This window comes from Paenibacillus sp. p3-SID1389, assembly GCF_025151705.1.
Classification (GTDB): Bacteria; Bacillota; Bacilli; order Paenibacillales; family Paenibacillaceae; genus Fontibacillus; species Fontibacillus phoenicis.
In genome coordinates this window covers 1-14204 of record NZ_JALXVO010000077.1, presented here as the reverse complement: position 1 = coordinate 14204, position 14204 = coordinate 1, and the positions used below count along the sequence as shown (strand labels likewise).

The 14204-nt window shown below is 53.6% G+C and carries 19 protein-coding genes; 12 read left to right on the top strand and 7 right to left on the bottom strand.

All coding sequences use genetic code 11. The annotated features are described in order from the left end of the window. Positions 1 to 117: 117 nt before the first annotated feature. From M3G15_RS20175 to M3G15_RS20165, 3 genes are read left to right on the top strand one after another with little or no spacing between them, the layout of a single operon-like run. On the top strand, positions 118 to 975 hold the full coding sequence (locus M3G15_RS20175; protein ID WP_260071890.1) for an ABC transporter ATP-binding protein: 858 nt from the start codon (positions 118 to 120) through the stop codon (positions 973 to 975). Continuing rightward, the gene (locus M3G15_RS20170) at positions 944 to 1624 is read left to right on the top strand and encodes an ABC-2 transporter permease (RefSeq protein WP_311202308.1); all 681 of its coding nucleotides are present in this window, start codon (positions 944 to 946) and stop codon (positions 1622 to 1624) included. The genes M3G15_RS20175 and M3G15_RS20170 overlap by 32 nt, the downstream gene beginning before the upstream one ends. Then, entirely contained in the window at positions 1621 to 1986 is a 366-nt protein-coding gene (locus M3G15_RS20165; RefSeq protein WP_127575802.1) for a GntR family transcriptional regulator, read from the top strand. The genes M3G15_RS20170 and M3G15_RS20165 overlap by 4 nt, the downstream gene beginning before the upstream one ends. Here M3G15_RS20165 and M3G15_RS20160 read toward each other — a convergent pair whose 3' ends face one another. The 3 genes from M3G15_RS20160 to M3G15_RS20150 form a co-directional block, all read right to left on the bottom strand. After that, complete coding sequence (locus M3G15_RS20160) at positions 1987 to 3270, bottom strand: glycoside hydrolase family 27 protein (protein ID WP_260071888.1); 1284 nt, start codon at positions 3268 to 3270, stop codon at positions 1987 to 1989. A gap of 114 nt (positions 3271 to 3384) precedes the next feature. Next, a complete protein-coding gene (locus M3G15_RS20155) occupies positions 3385 to 4266 on the bottom strand; it encodes an AraC family transcriptional regulator (protein ID WP_260071887.1) in 882 nt (293 codons plus the stop codon). A gap of 472 nt (positions 4267 to 4738) precedes the next feature. After that, positions 4739 to 4993, bottom strand: coding sequence for a TRAP transporter large permease subunit (locus M3G15_RS20150; RefSeq protein ID WP_232282256.1), 255 nt, complete (start codon positions 4991 to 4993; stop codon positions 4739 to 4741). Between M3G15_RS20150 and M3G15_RS21735 the strand changes: the two genes are divergently transcribed. The 3 genes from M3G15_RS21735 to M3G15_RS20135 all read left to right on the top strand — a co-directional run bounded on the left by M3G15_RS21735 (position 4965) and on the right by M3G15_RS20135 (position 6188). After that, positions 4965 to 5168, top strand: coding sequence for a hypothetical protein (locus M3G15_RS21735; RefSeq protein WP_036644670.1), 204 nt, complete (start codon positions 4965 to 4967; stop codon positions 5166 to 5168). The genes M3G15_RS20150 and M3G15_RS21735 overlap by 29 nt on opposite strands. A gap of 115 nt (positions 5169 to 5283) precedes the next feature. Then, positions 5284 to 5502, top strand: coding sequence for a hypothetical protein (locus tag M3G15_RS20140; protein ID WP_009224279.1), 219 nt, complete (start codon positions 5284 to 5286; stop codon positions 5500 to 5502). A gap of 5 nt (positions 5503 to 5507) precedes the next feature. Next, on the top strand, positions 5508 to 6188 hold the full coding sequence (locus tag M3G15_RS20135; protein ID WP_260071886.1) for an S-layer homology domain-containing protein: 681 nt from the start codon (positions 5508 to 5510) through the stop codon (positions 6186 to 6188). Between the two features lie 57 nt (positions 6189 to 6245). On the opposite strand, the gene M3G15_RS20130 is transcribed toward M3G15_RS20135, so the two are convergent. Continuing rightward, positions 6246 to 7226, bottom strand: coding sequence for a glycoside hydrolase family 43 protein (locus M3G15_RS20130; RefSeq protein WP_009224277.1), 981 nt, complete (start codon positions 7224 to 7226; stop codon positions 6246 to 6248). A 232-nt stretch (positions 7227 to 7458) separates the two neighbouring features. On the opposite strand from M3G15_RS20130, the gene M3G15_RS20125 reads away from it, so the two are divergent. Further along, a complete protein-coding gene (locus M3G15_RS20125) occupies positions 7459 to 8679 on the top strand; it encodes an oxalate decarboxylase family bicupin (protein ID WP_260071885.1) in 1221 nt (406 codons plus the stop codon). Here M3G15_RS20125 and M3G15_RS20120 read toward each other — a convergent pair. The 3 genes from M3G15_RS20120 to M3G15_RS20110 form a co-directional block, all read right to left on the bottom strand. Next, positions 8664 to 9047 (bottom strand): hypothetical protein, encoded by a 384-nt coding sequence (locus tag M3G15_RS20120; protein WP_260071884.1) that lies wholly within the window; start codon positions 9045 to 9047, stop codon positions 8664 to 8666. The two genes, M3G15_RS20125 and M3G15_RS20120, sit on opposite strands and share 16 nt — an antisense overlap. Before the next feature lie 2 nt (positions 9048 to 9049). Next, positions 9050 to 9649, bottom strand: coding sequence for an ImmA/IrrE family metallo-endopeptidase (locus M3G15_RS20115; RefSeq protein WP_260071883.1), 600 nt, complete (start codon positions 9647 to 9649; stop codon positions 9050 to 9052). A gap of 112 nt (positions 9650 to 9761) precedes the next feature. After that, positions 9762 to 10118 (bottom strand): helix-turn-helix domain-containing protein, encoded by a 357-nt coding sequence (locus M3G15_RS20110; protein ID WP_260071882.1) that lies wholly within the window; start codon positions 10116 to 10118, stop codon positions 9762 to 9764. Between the two features lie 295 nt (positions 10119 to 10413). On the opposite strand from M3G15_RS20110, the gene M3G15_RS20105 reads away from it, so the two are divergent. From M3G15_RS20105 to M3G15_RS20085, 5 genes are all read left to right on the top strand, one after another. Beyond that, positions 10414 to 10902, top strand: a complete 489-nt coding sequence (locus M3G15_RS20105; protein ID WP_009224272.1) for an ArpU family phage packaging/lysis transcriptional regulator — start codon at positions 10414 to 10416, stop codon at positions 10900 to 10902. 112 nt (positions 10903 to 11014) lie between these two features. Continuing rightward, positions 11015 to 11776, top strand: coding sequence for a hypothetical protein (locus M3G15_RS20100; RefSeq protein ID WP_260071881.1), 762 nt, complete (start codon positions 11015 to 11017; stop codon positions 11774 to 11776). Positions 11777 to 11782: 6 nt separating this feature from the next. Continuing rightward, positions 11783 to 12007, top strand: a complete 225-nt coding sequence (locus tag M3G15_RS20095) for a YqzN/YkzM domain-containing protein (protein WP_260071880.1) — start codon at positions 11783 to 11785, stop codon at positions 12005 to 12007. 3 nt (positions 12008 to 12010) lie between these two features. Beyond that, a complete protein-coding gene (locus M3G15_RS20090; RefSeq protein ID WP_260071879.1) occupies positions 12011 to 13468 on the top strand; it encodes a phage tail sheath family protein in 1458 nt (485 codons plus the stop codon). Positions 13469 to 13501: 33 nt separating this feature from the next. Beyond that, a complete protein-coding gene (locus M3G15_RS20085) occupies positions 13502 to 13918 on the top strand; it encodes a phage tail tube protein (RefSeq protein WP_009224268.1) in 417 nt (138 codons plus the stop codon). The last annotated feature ends 286 nt before the right edge of the window (positions 13919 to 14204 follow it).

Below are 14204 nucleotides of genomic sequence, written 5' to 3'. Positions count from 1 at the left end.
TAATTAATGGGTAGCCTCCTACCCGATTTCGAAAAGTGGTCTTCGGTTGACGCCTCCTCCCACCCGTGATATATTGTGTATACACGATATACACAATTTAAATAGAGGGGGTATTCCATGCTGGCGCTAGATATTCGACATATTCATAAGAAATTCCCCGCCTTTGAGCTGAAGGATGTTTCTTTCCAGTTGGAGAAGGGATACATCATGGGCTTTATCGGAGTTAACGGTGCAGGGAAAACGACGACGATCAAGTCGATTTTAAATATGACTCGGATCGACAGCGGTGAGGTTTACATTCTGGGCAAGAACATGGCGGAACATGAGCTGGAATTAAAGCAGGAGATTGGATTTGCTTTCGGGAGCATTGATTTTTACACGCGCAGCAAGATTAAGACGTTGACGGATACCATTAAGAGGTTTTATGAAAATTGGGACGATCAAATCTACTCCTCCTACATGAAGAGATTTAACTTGGATGAGAATAGAAAGATCGCCGAACTGTCAACGGGCATGAAGGTCAAATACAGCCTGACACTAGCTTTGTCCCATGGGGCCAAGCTGCTGATCCTCGACGAGCCGACCAGCGGGCTGGATCCGGCTTCACGGGATGACCTGCTGGATCTTTTTCAGGAGCTGATTGCTGATGGCGAGGTGAGCATTCTGTTCTCCACCCATATTACCTCCGACTTGGAGAAGTGCGCAGATTATATTACCTTTATCTCAAACGGGCAAATTGTGCTGAGCGGGGAGAAGGATGAATTCAAAGAATCCTATCTCCTCGTGAACGGTTCCGAGGGCCAGCTTGCACAGGTGAAGGACCGGATGATTTCCTACAAAACGAACTCGTTTGGGTTTACGGGCTTGATCCATGCGGATGACTTTGACCCGTCTTCGGGAATCCGAGCTGCCACGCCAAGCTTAGAGGATATAATGATTTACTATGCGAGAAAAGGGGGGCAGAACCATGATTAATTTGATCCGAAAAGATATCCGACTGGGTGTACATCCTCTATTATTGAGCATGCCTGTGTTAATGGGCGTTTTGATGTTTGTTCCTGGCTGGATTTACTTCATAGTGATTTTGTATTTTTGTTGGATCACCATCCCTAATATGTTTAACCAACTGAGAGCACAAAACGATTTGATGTTTACCTCGATGATGCCTGTTACGAAACGGGACATTGTGAAAGCGCGGATTATCGTGATCGCCGGACTGGAATTAGCGCATGTGGTGATTGCCCTAATCTTTGGCCTGGTCAGTCAGCGCTTCTATTCGGATATAACCTACTTCTTCTTCCCGCCGAACTTAGGATTCTTTGGTCTCTGTTTGGTGATGCTGGCGATCTTTAACCTGATTTTTATTCCGATGTATTACAAGACGGCGTATAAATTTGGTATGGCACTGCTGATCTCCACTGTAGCAGCTACATTGTTTGCAGGGATCACCCAGTGGATCGGGATCGTGCATTCGGGGATGAATCGTATGTTTTATGGGACGGAAGCGAATCATTTGGCAGTTCAAGCCTATATTCTGATCGCAGGAATCGTGATTTTCATTGCGCTTACCGCAGTGGCTTACCGGATGGCGGTCAAACGATTCCTTCAAGTGGAGATCCAATGAACATCGCGATATCCAATACTTCGGAGAAACCGATCTATCAGCAACTGTTCGAGCAAATCAGCGCCCAAATTCTAAAAGGGGAGCTGGAGAGCGGCTATATCCTGCCGCCCATCCGGCAAGCCGCCCATGAGCTGCGGGTGAGTGTCATCACCGTCAAGAAGGCGTGGGAAGAACTTGAGCGGCGCGGCTTGATCCATACGGTGACCGGCAAAGGGTGTTTTGTCGCTGAATTTTCCCCCGAAGAGATGCAGCGCATCCGCAACGAAATGGTGATGGAACAGTTGGCTAGCGAAGTGTCCTATTACAAGTCCTTTGGTCTGACTTTGGATGAGATGATTGAGTTGTTGAAGCAGGTGTACTGACTATTCCAACCGATACAACCGCACCCCGTGCGGCGGGATCGTAGTCCGAAGCTCCCCAGCCGTCGTAAGCTCCGCGGGAGCTTCGCTCCACAGCTCAGTTCCGGTAGAAACGCCGGATAAACCGATTTGCTCCAGAGGGAGCTCCAGCGGCAGCGCGCTTTCCCCTACATTAAAAACAGCTGCATAGTTGAACCCTTCGGGATGTTCGGCCGTCCAAACGATCAGGTCGTCTTGCCGAAGGGCTTCTTTGGCGCCGCGGCTTTCCCGGTGCATCCGCAGCACCTCGCGGTTGGTCAGCAGCGACAAGGTCCATTCGTCATTGTCTCGGAGTTCCCCGCCAAAGATCAACGGCGAACGGAAAATGCTCCAAAGCGACATCATCGTTAATTGCTCGTCGCGGGTGAACCGGGTCCAGCGATCCGCCCCGCCACCGTCCACCGAGCGGATGCCGATATGCCCCAGCGGCAGCATGTCGCAGTCCGGCCATGACCCGGCTTGCGGGACGCCCTGCCATGCCCGGCAGCGGTCGAACATGTCCCTTAGCAGCGGCCACTGGTCCCAGAAATCGTCCGTCATGCGCCACATGTTAGCCTGTTCGGCGAAGAAAGCTGCAAGCTCCACCGGAGCCGGTCCGGGGGATAAGCTGAGCACCATCGGACGGCCGCAGCGCTTGATCGCCTCGGAGATCAATGCAATTTCGGCTTGGTGGGTGCCGTAAAGCCGGGAAGTGGCAATATCGTCCACTTTTACGAGATCAACGCCCCATGAGGCATATAAGGCAAAAAGCGAATCATAATAGGCCTGCGCTCCTTCTTTGGAGGCATCCACACCGTACATATCGGTATTCCAGGGACAGATCGAATTGGGATGTGCAATATCACGTGCGGTTGCGGTCGTCCCCAAGATCGGTGTGGCGGCGTGAACGGCTTGCCGCGGGATGCCGCGCATGATATGAATGCCGAATCGCAGCCCAAGGCTATGTATATAATCCGCTAATGGCTTGAAGCCTTGGCCGCCGGCCGCGGAGGGGAAGCGATTCTCGGCGGGCATCAACCGGGAGTAGCCGTCCATCACAAGCGGAACAAACGGCCGATATTGAGAGGAATGGGCTCCCGGTTCATACCATTGAATATCCACGGTGATATAGCTCCAGCCGTAGGCTCTGAGATGCTTCGCCATGTATTCCGCGTTGCCGCGAATCTCTTCTTCCGTCACGGCTGCGCCGTAGCAGTCCCAGCTGTTCCAGCCCAGCGGCGGAGTTGGTGCAATCTGCTGATGGTCCATTTTCAAAACTCCTTTATTGGATGGATAATTATTGCTCTTGATAGGTTCATCTTACCTAAAGGAGTTTTGTCATATCTATAGTAACTTTGAGACGGTCATAGCAAAATATTGCGGTCAATCGAAGAAAAGCTTGCGATAGACCAGGCTTTCGCCTCCGCTGCGGAACTCTCCAGGTGTCAGACCGGTCATGCGACGGAAGGCTTTAATGAAATAACTTCCGCTGGAGTAACCCACACGCTCGGCAATTGCTTCAATGCTAAGGGATGTACCGCGAAGCTGGTCCATCGCTTTTTCGGTGCGGACACGGGTCAGATAAGCGCCTGGCGTAAGTCCCGTACTGTCCGAAAACCGGCGGATCAAGTGGTACTTGGACAAGCCAACATGCTCGGAGAGCTGATCGATGCTGATCATCTGCGCATAGTTGCTCTCCATCAACTCGGCGGCGCGTTTGACGCTCTCCGGCCAGTTCTTTTTGTCTTTCCGCGACGTGACCTGCATTCTGGCTAATTCTGTGACGAACTGATAAACGCAAGACGAGGCGATGAAGGGATCGGTGATGCGACCTGCTCCTGCATCGGTGACGATCATACGCGCCAACCGCACCGGTGCGGAGTCTGCGGGAAGATGAAGAACTTCTCCGGCTTCGCTGAGGAATCTTCGCCATAAGGGGAGAACCACATTCGGCCGGAACAGCAGGAACAAGAACTCCCAAGGCGCTGAAGCTTCTTGCGGATAATAATAGCGGTGGGAACTCGGAATTTCGGCGAGGAACGCTTGTCCGGCGGTAACGCGGTGAGATCGCTCGCCCAACTCAAAGACACCTTCTCCGGAGAGGGTATATTGGAACAGGAGCAAAGGCCCGTCCGTTCGCTCCAATCCGTCCCAGTAATAAGAGGGATCGGTGATTGTGTCATAGCCGGCGGCAAATAACACGCACAGCGGGAGCTCCTGATCTTCAGCGAACCGGAAGCCGTAAGTTCCTCTTGTCATGTCCATAGGGATCCTCCTTACCACTTCAAGTTGGGAACGAAAAGGCCATTATCCCATAAGTATAAAGGAGAAAACATACGGTGGACAAAGAAATGCAATAACAAGCCCTTGTCAGGCACCAACACTTTCGTTTTATAAAGCAGGTGGATAAAAGTTCCTTCTTACGCATCCCATCATGACCTGTTATAGTGGACCCGGAAAAACCATATAAGGGGAAGGTCATGATCAAAGTACTTATCATTTACGATGAATCCAATTATCCCGCATCATTGGTTTGCGACCTTAAGCGTGAAGCCATTCAGGTGGAGAGCGTGCAGGACGGGGGAGAAGGCGCTTCGTAAAACCGCTGTTTTCAAGCCGGATGTATTGATTCTGGATCTAGCCGCTCCCCAATATAAAAGGTACGAGGGTTACCGCGTGCCGCTAGATAGTAGCCAGCCAGGGGTGATTGTGCTGAGTGAACAAAACGACATTGCCGTTAAAGTGCGTGCCCTCGAACAGGTATCATGAACAAAATGATATAAGGGTTATCTGATACATCAAGGAACAGATCAGTCAGCAAAGAAGGGACTTGCAGATAAGCGAGAATCCAGCCGAAGGCATCGCTTGCGGCGATCTGGAACAGCACCATCGCCACCGTGCGAAACGTCCGCTTGAACACAAGGCCGACCTGACGAAGCGGGACGTCCCGGTAAACAAAGAAGGTGGGGACAAACGCATATACGCAAGCGATTGCCCCGGCTTTCGTCGCCGTAAACCAACCGCTGGCAATCCCGGGTCATTCCAGTTTGGCGGCTCCGCAGTACGGCATGAATCCGGGCGATAACCTCTTCCGGAACAAAAGGCTTGATCATGTAATCGTCCGCCCCGCCGTCCAAGCCCGCCAGCCGGTCCGGGGCGTACGGTGATGTGGAAGGTCGGCTACTCAATTAATGGATAGCCTCAACGCTGTGGGCGATCGCCTGTGCGCAATTTTACACCGGTGATGATCTGGCCAATCTGGATAGCTATGGCCTGGAACTGTTGACCAACGATGAGGTGATTGCCGTCAACCAAGCCGGCCGTCCGGCGCATGCAGTCTCAATGGCTACCAATCAGCAGGTGTGGTACGCCAATAATGGAGAAGGAACGTACACCGTAGCTTTGTTTAATCTGGGCACTAAAGGCGCATCCATGAATGTGAAGTGGAGCGACATCTTGTCTGGACGGCGCCGCTTCGGTCCGCGATTTGTGGGCCCATAAGGAGCTTGGCGATTTGCATATCTGGATTGTCCAACAGCCTGCACACGATCAAGCTGGTGAAAAAATCAGGCCGATTTATGCTGGATGCGTTTAGAGTGCAAATTCCCGACCTGATTAACCTCACCGAAGCGACCTTTGATAAGGAGCCGTCCGCTCAAGAGGATATCCAACATTTCAGCACCTTCGCTTTGGTGAAGATGGCCGCAGCATTGTCGACGCATAAAGCCTATATCAGCGGTTATCCCGGGGGTCTGTTCAAACCGGAGAACCGTATCACTCGTGCGGAGATGGTCGCCATGTTGGCCAAGGCGGTGGAGCTGAAGGAGACGGCAGAGGCGCTTAGCTTCAGCGATGTTCCGGCAGGTCATTGGGCTGTCGAGGCCATTGCCAAAGCGTCCCGCATAGGCCTGATGCAAGGGTATGCCGATGGCAGCTTTAAGCTGGAACAGCCGGTGACATGGGCGGAAATCACGGCGATCGCCGTGAAGTTTATGAAGTCTGCCGCGGGGCAGCTGGGCGCAGGCTTCTCGGACACCGCCGGCCATTGGGCGGAAGAGGCGATCCGTTCGGCCCAAGCGGCGGGAATCGTCAGCGGTTATGCTGACGGCAAGTTCCGGTCTGCGAGATTGCGGAGGCGTCAACGGAGCACACGGCGATGCCGAGAGCGGAAGGCGGGGAGCAGCTGAAATAAAATAAGGGGAGCGCCGACGGCTTGTTTAGCCGATTGCGCTCCCTTTTTCCCCTTATTTATATGGATCGATGGTTTGGATGGTGCCGTCCGGATTGTAATGCAACTCGGTGTATTTGACGCTGCGTTTGTGGTTCACGCCGCCGGACAACGAGCTGTCATGGTAGAACAGGTACCATTTATCTTGGAATTGCACGATCGAATGGTGTGTGGTCCAGCCGATGACAGGCTCCAGGATTTTACCTTTAAATACGAAAGGGCCTTGCGGGTTCTTACTGATCGCATAAACCAGTGTATGGGTCGTTCCGGTGGAGTAGGACAGGTAGTAATACCCGTTGTATTTGTGCACCCACGGCCCTTCGAAATAACGGCGATCCTCGTCTCCGGCTAACAGCGGATTGCCATCTTCATCCACAATCGAGATTTCCTGCGGTGCCGATTTGAAGGTAAGCATATCATCGCTAAGCTCGGCGAATCGCGGTCCCAGTGCTGGAGCGTCCGGTGCCGGTCCTTCGGCGTCCGGTTTGAAGGTGCCGGTTTGCCATTTCTCCAGCTGACCGCCCCAAAGTCCGCCGAAATACATGTATGCACGATTGTCGTCATCCACGAGCACGGCCGGATCGATGCTGAAGCTGCCTGGAATATAGCTTTCTTCCGCCTTGAAAGGTCCGGCAGGCGAAGAGCTGGTGGCTACGCCAATGCGGAAGATGCCTTCTTTGTCCCGTGCGGGGAAGTAGAGGTAATACGTATTGTTCTTGTAAGCTGCATCCGGAGCCCACAATTGCTTGCTAGCCCATGGGATATCACGCAAATGCAGCACTTCGCCGTGGTCGACGCACGGAGAGTTGAAGTCGTCCAGCGAGAGGACATGGTAGTCCTCCATCGCGTATTGGTCGCCGTTGTCGTTGTCGGGACCGTCGTGATCAATGTCATGGGATGGATAAATATAGATCTTGCCTTCATACACATGGGCAGATGGGTCTGCCGTATAAATGTGTGTAACAAGTGGTTCATTCGGACGTACAGGTTTTTCCACAAGGATTCCCCTTTACCTAGTTAGTTTGTTGACTAAACTTACTAACTTTAATTATACAGAAGCTTGGGCAACTATCAAGCTCTTGAAGTTATTTTCTCCGAAATCGTCGGATTTTATGGGAAATGTGGGAATGAATCACAACATATTTTTGCTAATTCAGGAATAGGATCACTGTGTAAATATGAATTGGTAAAAATTAACAATAGGATGTCCAGAATGAGGAGTGATGTGAATGTCGGATCATTTGGATTCATCCGATTCAAGACAGCCGGAAAACCAAGCTGCCGGGATATCGTCGATCCCCCAGCCGATCCGAGATGATGGCAGCGGAGCCACCGATACCGGCCCCCGGGACGTGATGCGGGATCGCGAAAACCCCGATATGCTGGTACCTCCGGTGACCGATAACGGATTGATTCCGAATCTGAAGTTCTCTTTTTCAGATACGCATATGCAGTTGAACCATGGGGGATGGTCCCGGGAAATCACGGTTCGGGAGCTGCCGATCGCTACGACGCTGGCGGGGGTCAATATGCGTCTGACGCCGGGAGGAGTGCGGGAGCTGCATTGGCATCAACAGGCGGAATGGTCGTTTATGATCTCAGGAAGGGCACGGATCACGGCGGTGGATCAGGACGGACGGAACTTTATCGCCGATATGGGCGTGGGGGATTTGTGGTATTTTCCACCGGGGATTCCTCATTCGATTCAAGGGCTGGAGGAAGGCTGCGAGTTTCTGCTAGTATTTGATGACGGTAATTTCTCCGACTTAAATACGTTGTCCATCTCGGACTGGTTTGCCCATACGCCGAAAGAGGTGCTTTCCGCGAATTTTGGCGTACCTCGTAAAGCGTTTGACCGCATCCCCAAAGAGCAGGTGTATATCTATCAGGACCGTGTCCCGGGGCCAATCGACACGCAAAGGATCGAATCGCCTTACGGAGAAATTCCTGTCAGCTTCAAGCATAGCCTGCTGGCCCAGAAGCCGATCCAAACGCCGGGCGGGACCGTGCGAATTGCGGATTCCAGAAATTTTCCCATCTCCAAGACGATTGCGGCCGCCCTTGTGGAAATCAAGCCCGGCGCGATGAGGGAGCTGCATTGGCACCCGAACAACGACGAATGGCAGTATTATTTGTCCGGGAAAGGACGGATGACCGTATTTGCTGGTAACGGCGCCGCCCGGACATTTAACGTTAGAGCAGGGGATGTGGGGTATGTTCCGTTTGCCTATGGCCACTACATTCAAAATACCGGTGACCGCAGCATCTGGTTCTTGGAAATGTTCCGCAGTGACCGGTTTGCCGATATATCGCTTAATCAATGGATGGCGCTGACGCCGCGGGAGCTGGTGCAGAGCAATCTGAATGTGGGGCCGCTGCTGATGGACGCGCTTCGCAAACAAAAGTGGCCGGTGGTAAAATACGACCGCCCCAATCAACCTCGCTCATAACCCAGGACTTCCGTGGCGTCGTCCATCTGCAAGACCAGGCGCTGGATATCAGAGGGATCGCCGCAGCGGGCAGCGATTTGCGGTAGACGGATGCCAAGCACCCTTCGCGATGGAACGGAGGTCGTCGTGCCCGGCTCGCAGACTGTGGTATATTCCGACGGTTCCTGCTTGGGACGAACCAGATCCTCCAGCAGGACAGATACGCAGGGCAGATCGCCAAAGTCCTCGGACGTAAACGGCTCAAATGGTCCCGAAACCGGGAGGTACAGCGTCTCCGACCAATCCACGTCCCCCGGCTGAATATCCACAATCAACTGCAACGGACGAATGGAATCGGTGTAAAAATCGCAATACGCCGCAATCCGCATCCCTATCGCCCTCCTCGACCACCGATTTGTCGTTCCAGCTGGGACAGCACCCGCCGGGTTTCCGGCGACCAGCTCTGCTCCGCTTCGCGCTGGCGGCGGGTTGCCTCCTGGGCTGCTGCGATGAGGCTGCCTTGCAGCACCCGCCGTTGGATTTGGTCCAGCCGCTGCTCCGCCAGCTCCAGGGGGACCTGGAACTGTTCGGCGATGTAGACAACCGCTTCGCTGCGATGATCCGGCACTGGCAGCTTAGCGAACATAAAGAAAGGAATGGCGGCATACAGCACAAACTGCTCGGCCTCGGTCTCTTGGGCATGCATGAACAGTTCGGTCATCCTCCGCTGATCCCCGGCATGGCGCAGCACATGGCAAAGTTCATGGAAGAAGACGACCCGGGCCTGATCCGACTTCATCATTTTGTTCAGGAAGATCACATTCTCCTCGTTGTCCGAAAAGGACGGGTGATTCCCGTAAACCAATCCGATCCCAAAGGCTTCAGCGATGCGGTCGATGTCGAGATCGGCGGGGGACGATATCCCGTGGTTCAGATATTTTGTATTCATCCACTGCTCCAGATGGGTCTCACGATAATAGGCGTACAACATTCAAGTCACCTCTTGAATAAGAATATATGTTCGGTTCATGGTCCGAAATAATGGCCCTTGGATTAGGGCCTTTATCGTTCAACTTTATGTAGGTATTAATCGCTCGAAAAATTTAGCTATTCGCCTCGTCTCCGTCCAGCAGCTTCTTCTTCTGCTCCCGATACGCTTTGAGGGCAGCCTCCATCATGGCGATTTCATCCGCCGTATACGCTTCGGGTCCGCCGAAAAAAGACAAGCTCGTTGTCTTCTCCGCCGCGGGAGACGGGTCGTTGGTCCGGCCCAGCAAATAATCAGCGCTGGTATCCAGAGCGTCGACGATATTCCGCAGCACCTCTGGATCCGGCTTGCGGTCGTTGGTCTCATAACGGGACAACTGCACGACCGAAATGTCGGCTCGGGAGGCGAGGTCTTTTTGCGTGAGCTGACGTAGTTCACGAAGATATCTGATCCGTTCGCCTAGCGTTTGCATGGTTACTCCTCTTCCTAACCGTTTCATTTAGTGTAGCACAAGTTGCCAAATTGGTAAAGCGAGATGGTAAGAATGGGATTTATTTATATTACCAAAATGGTAATTGTGAGGCTTGACATTACCAAAATGGCAACATATAATCAGGTTACGGTTACCAAATTGGTAAAAAAGAGGAGGTTGAAGGGGTTTTGTTCAGAGTTTGCAGGCTGTTCTAGACTTGGACAAGCTAATTGATTAGCCGGAGGGAAATGATATAATTTGCCAAAATGGCAATATACTATAGGAGGGGATTCAGATGGGGAGAAGACGCATTCATGTGTATCATGCTTTATTCGATTCATTGCCGGTGGACGAAGCAGCAACCCGGGCTGCGGTGGAAAAGTGGCTGGAAGAAGTCAGACGATACCGGCAGGTCGGATGGATTCGTAAGGAAGCGTTCATCACCGCACGATATGAGCCGCAGTTTCATGGTGCGACCCATGTTGTAAGTCAACCAACGGAACGAATTGCGATCGGGAACGTGGATAAGGAGGCGGAGCTGATTCGCAAATCAGAGCTGCTGGACCTTGCCATGGAGAGGTTATCGGAGGAGCAGCGAGAGGTGATACGACGCAGTTATTTGGATCAGAAGGGCGAGTACGATTTTATCAGCTGCGGCGAGATGGGCATCAGTGACCGGACCTACCGTCGCATCAAAGCCAGCGCCATCCGCCTTCTGGCGGCGGCTCTAAAGCTTGAGGTCTATAAAGAAGAACCGCAAACGGCAAAACACGGGGTCGGCTGAAAGCCGTCTTTTTTTCTGTTGTTATAAGAAAAATCAACGTTGTCCGATACCTGTCCGGTGGGTGTCCGTCAACTGTCCGTTCGCTTGGTTTTCCCCGTGTTACATTGGTAGCGTGGAAGATCAGGTTAAGGTTAACCAAATCATCGATAGCACGATGAGAACCGCTGAGCATGTCAGCGGTTTTTTGCTTTGGAAAGGAGGGGGGCGAGATGCAACATCAGAACAAAACGCCGCCGCATCCATCGGAGCCCGAATGGGTGCAGCCTTTGTGTTGCCAGGGGTGCATCTGGGGGCGGCTCGAGGGAACCAAGCAGTTTTGCAGCATGCCGCGCTGTATACACGGCGATTTCATGCTGGAAGGGAGGTGATTGCCATAGCAGAAGATGAGATGACTTTAGCTCCGGAATCGGTGCCAATCACAAGTGATCCTTGGATGACAGGATTAGCGAATTGGTCGTTAATGGTGCTGGGCTCCGAGTGGAAAGCCTACTGCGGAATGTGGCCGCAGGATGTGACTGCTCCGGGTGTGATGTGGCGGATGATCGGCATGGACGTACGGGCGTTGGGCCCCTCGTCTTATGAGATTCAAAAGCGGATGACGGCTTTTCTATTGGCGGAAGATGCGAACCAGGAACATGCTGCGCTACTGCGGCTGCTAGAAGCGCTGGGAACAGCGGTGAAAATCCCTCTGGATCCCGCGGCTAAGCAATATCTGCGAATTGTTGATCCGAAGCTGAGCTTGCAGCCGGAGGAAACCTCAGGGAGTCCGGCGGTACAAGGGCCGCTGACCGTCACGTTGCTTCAGCGCACGTCGAAACCGGTTGTGGAAGCGCCGCTGATGCAATCCGTTTTTTATCAATCGAAAATGAGGTGAATTGGTGTGGCAAGAAAAAAATCAAGGAGTCCTGAAACCGCATCGGCTTTAGCTGCGGCGGACGGCTCTAAGGGTTACCGTGTGGAGGAACTGATGGCCTGTTCCGAGACGTTGCTTGGCGTCAAGCCGGAAATTCTGGCCGGGGCGACGTTGGGAAGGGAAAGCAAATTACTTCAAATTCACGAGGCGAAACGGCTCGTTGATCAATTTTTGAGAAAGAAGGTGCTGTAAGTCATGGCAGGAGGAACATGGAATGTAACGGATCAACCGGTGTTGCCCGGGTTGTATATGAATTTCGTCAGCGCGGCGGTGAACGCCATCCAGGCGGGGGCGCGCGGCGTTGTGGTTGCCCCGGTTAAAGCCCACTGGGGGCCGGTTGGACAATTTGTGGAAGTTGGGAGTGAGGCTGCGATCCGGGAGTTGTTCCAGGAGGACGAATCGGAGGGGGCAACGGCATACAGTACGCTCTATCTCGCTTTGCTGGGCGGTCCGAAAAAACTGCTGGCTTACCGTCTGGCCGGGGCTTCCGCAACGGAGGCGTCGGTAACGCTTCAGGATGAGTCGGATGCCGCAGTGCTGCGGGTGAAAGCGAAATATCCCGGCAAGCGCGGCAATAACTTCATCGTCTCGGTTAGCCCGAGTCTGTCGATTCCGGGCAGCAAGGAATTGAAGCTCCATGAAGGCACGGCTTTGCTGCGCACGTTCCCGTTGGGGGAAGGTTCGGTAGTTCAAGCGGCCGCAGCCATCAACGGTGATCCGACTAATACTTGGATCGCTGCTGAAGCATTGGGGGGCGGCACGCTGGCAGACGTCACCGGGGTGGCCTTAACCGGCGGGGACAGTGGGATCGCGGACCTCACGAACGCCGAGTACGCTTCGGCTTTGTCTGCGTTTGAGACGCAGGACTTCCACGTGCTAACGCTTGACGGCGTGTCGGATGCGGCTTTGCAGACCAGCGTTGCCGCTTGGGTGAAGCGCGTGCGCAGTGAAGGCAAAGGCGTCATCGCCGTGCTGGGCGGATCCGCCGCCGACGATACCGCCGCCGACGCCATTAGCAAAGCGGTGGCGCGCAGCGCTGCCATCGATCACGAGGGCGTCGTGAACGTTGGAACCGGCGCGGTGCTGAACGGCCGGGCGTACTCGTCGGCGCAGGTGGCCGCCTGGGTCGCGGGCTTGATCTCCGGCCAGCCGCTGAAGGCGTCGACGACGTACGCGGCCGCGCCGTTCGACGACGTGACACGGCGCTGGACCCGCTCCGAGCAGGAGCAGGCGGTGCAAGGCGGTGTGTTCCTGCTCGTGCACGACGGCCGCCGGGTGAAGGCGCTGCGTGGCGTGAACAGCCTTGTCACGCTGCGCGAAGGGCAGAACAAAGGCTGGAAGAAGATCCGCAAGATTCGCGTCATGGACCAAATCAATGCGGACCTGCAGCGGACCGCCGAGGATGCCTATATCGGCAAGGTGAACAACACCGAGGAAGGCCGCCTGGCGCTGATTGGCGCAGGGAAGCAGTATCTGCAAACGTTGGCCGCCGAGAACGTGATCGAGGCGACTGGGTTTGATGTGACGCTGGATCCGCGTTTTTATTGCAACGCGCCGCAATTTACGCCGGAAGACGACCAGGTGTTCCTGGCTTGGACGGCGGATGATACCGATGTGATGGAACAAATTTTTGGCACGTTTTATGTGCAATAATTCGATTTTTCAAAATTGAGGAGGAGCTAACTGATGGCACAATTTCTTGATCCCGGCCGCGTGATTATGGGGACGTTTGGCCAGATTTTTATCGAAGGGGTATGGCAGTCGAATCTGAATCACCTGGAAGCCAGCGTTGAGGCAGAGAAAAAGGAGCTGAACCTCGTGGGCACCGATTATACGGTGTACAAGCTGGGACGCAAAAAAGGCACCGGCACGATGAGCGGCTACAAGGTCACGTCGGATATGATCACGCGCGGCTTTCAGAAATTTTCGATCATTCATAAGCTTGACGATCCGGAAGCCTACGGCTTTGAACGCATCCAGTTGAACAACTGCATGGTCGACAAAATCGTCCTGGCCAACTGGACCGCCGGCGAAGAAGTGACGGAGGAAACGCCGTTTACGTTCGAGTCGTACGAGTTGTTGGACCCGATTGTGGCGTCTTAAAGGGCCGTGGGCCGTATGGGTGGCGTATGAGGGGCGTATGGCAGGTGTCGTTGCTTACTTAGGGTAGAGGCACCCTGACGTGTGTACCTAGGCAGCTACGGGGTACGGTACTCCCTTTCGAACTCTCAGCGGCCCAATTGGCCTGGAATTAGCGGACATTTTGGGCGTTATTTCCGTTTATTTGCGCATAATGGGTGAAATAGCGGACTTTTTTGGCTCTAATTTGCGATTTGATGTCGTTGGACGCCTGGTTTGCGCTGATTTCGTGTTCATAAGGCCATGAAAT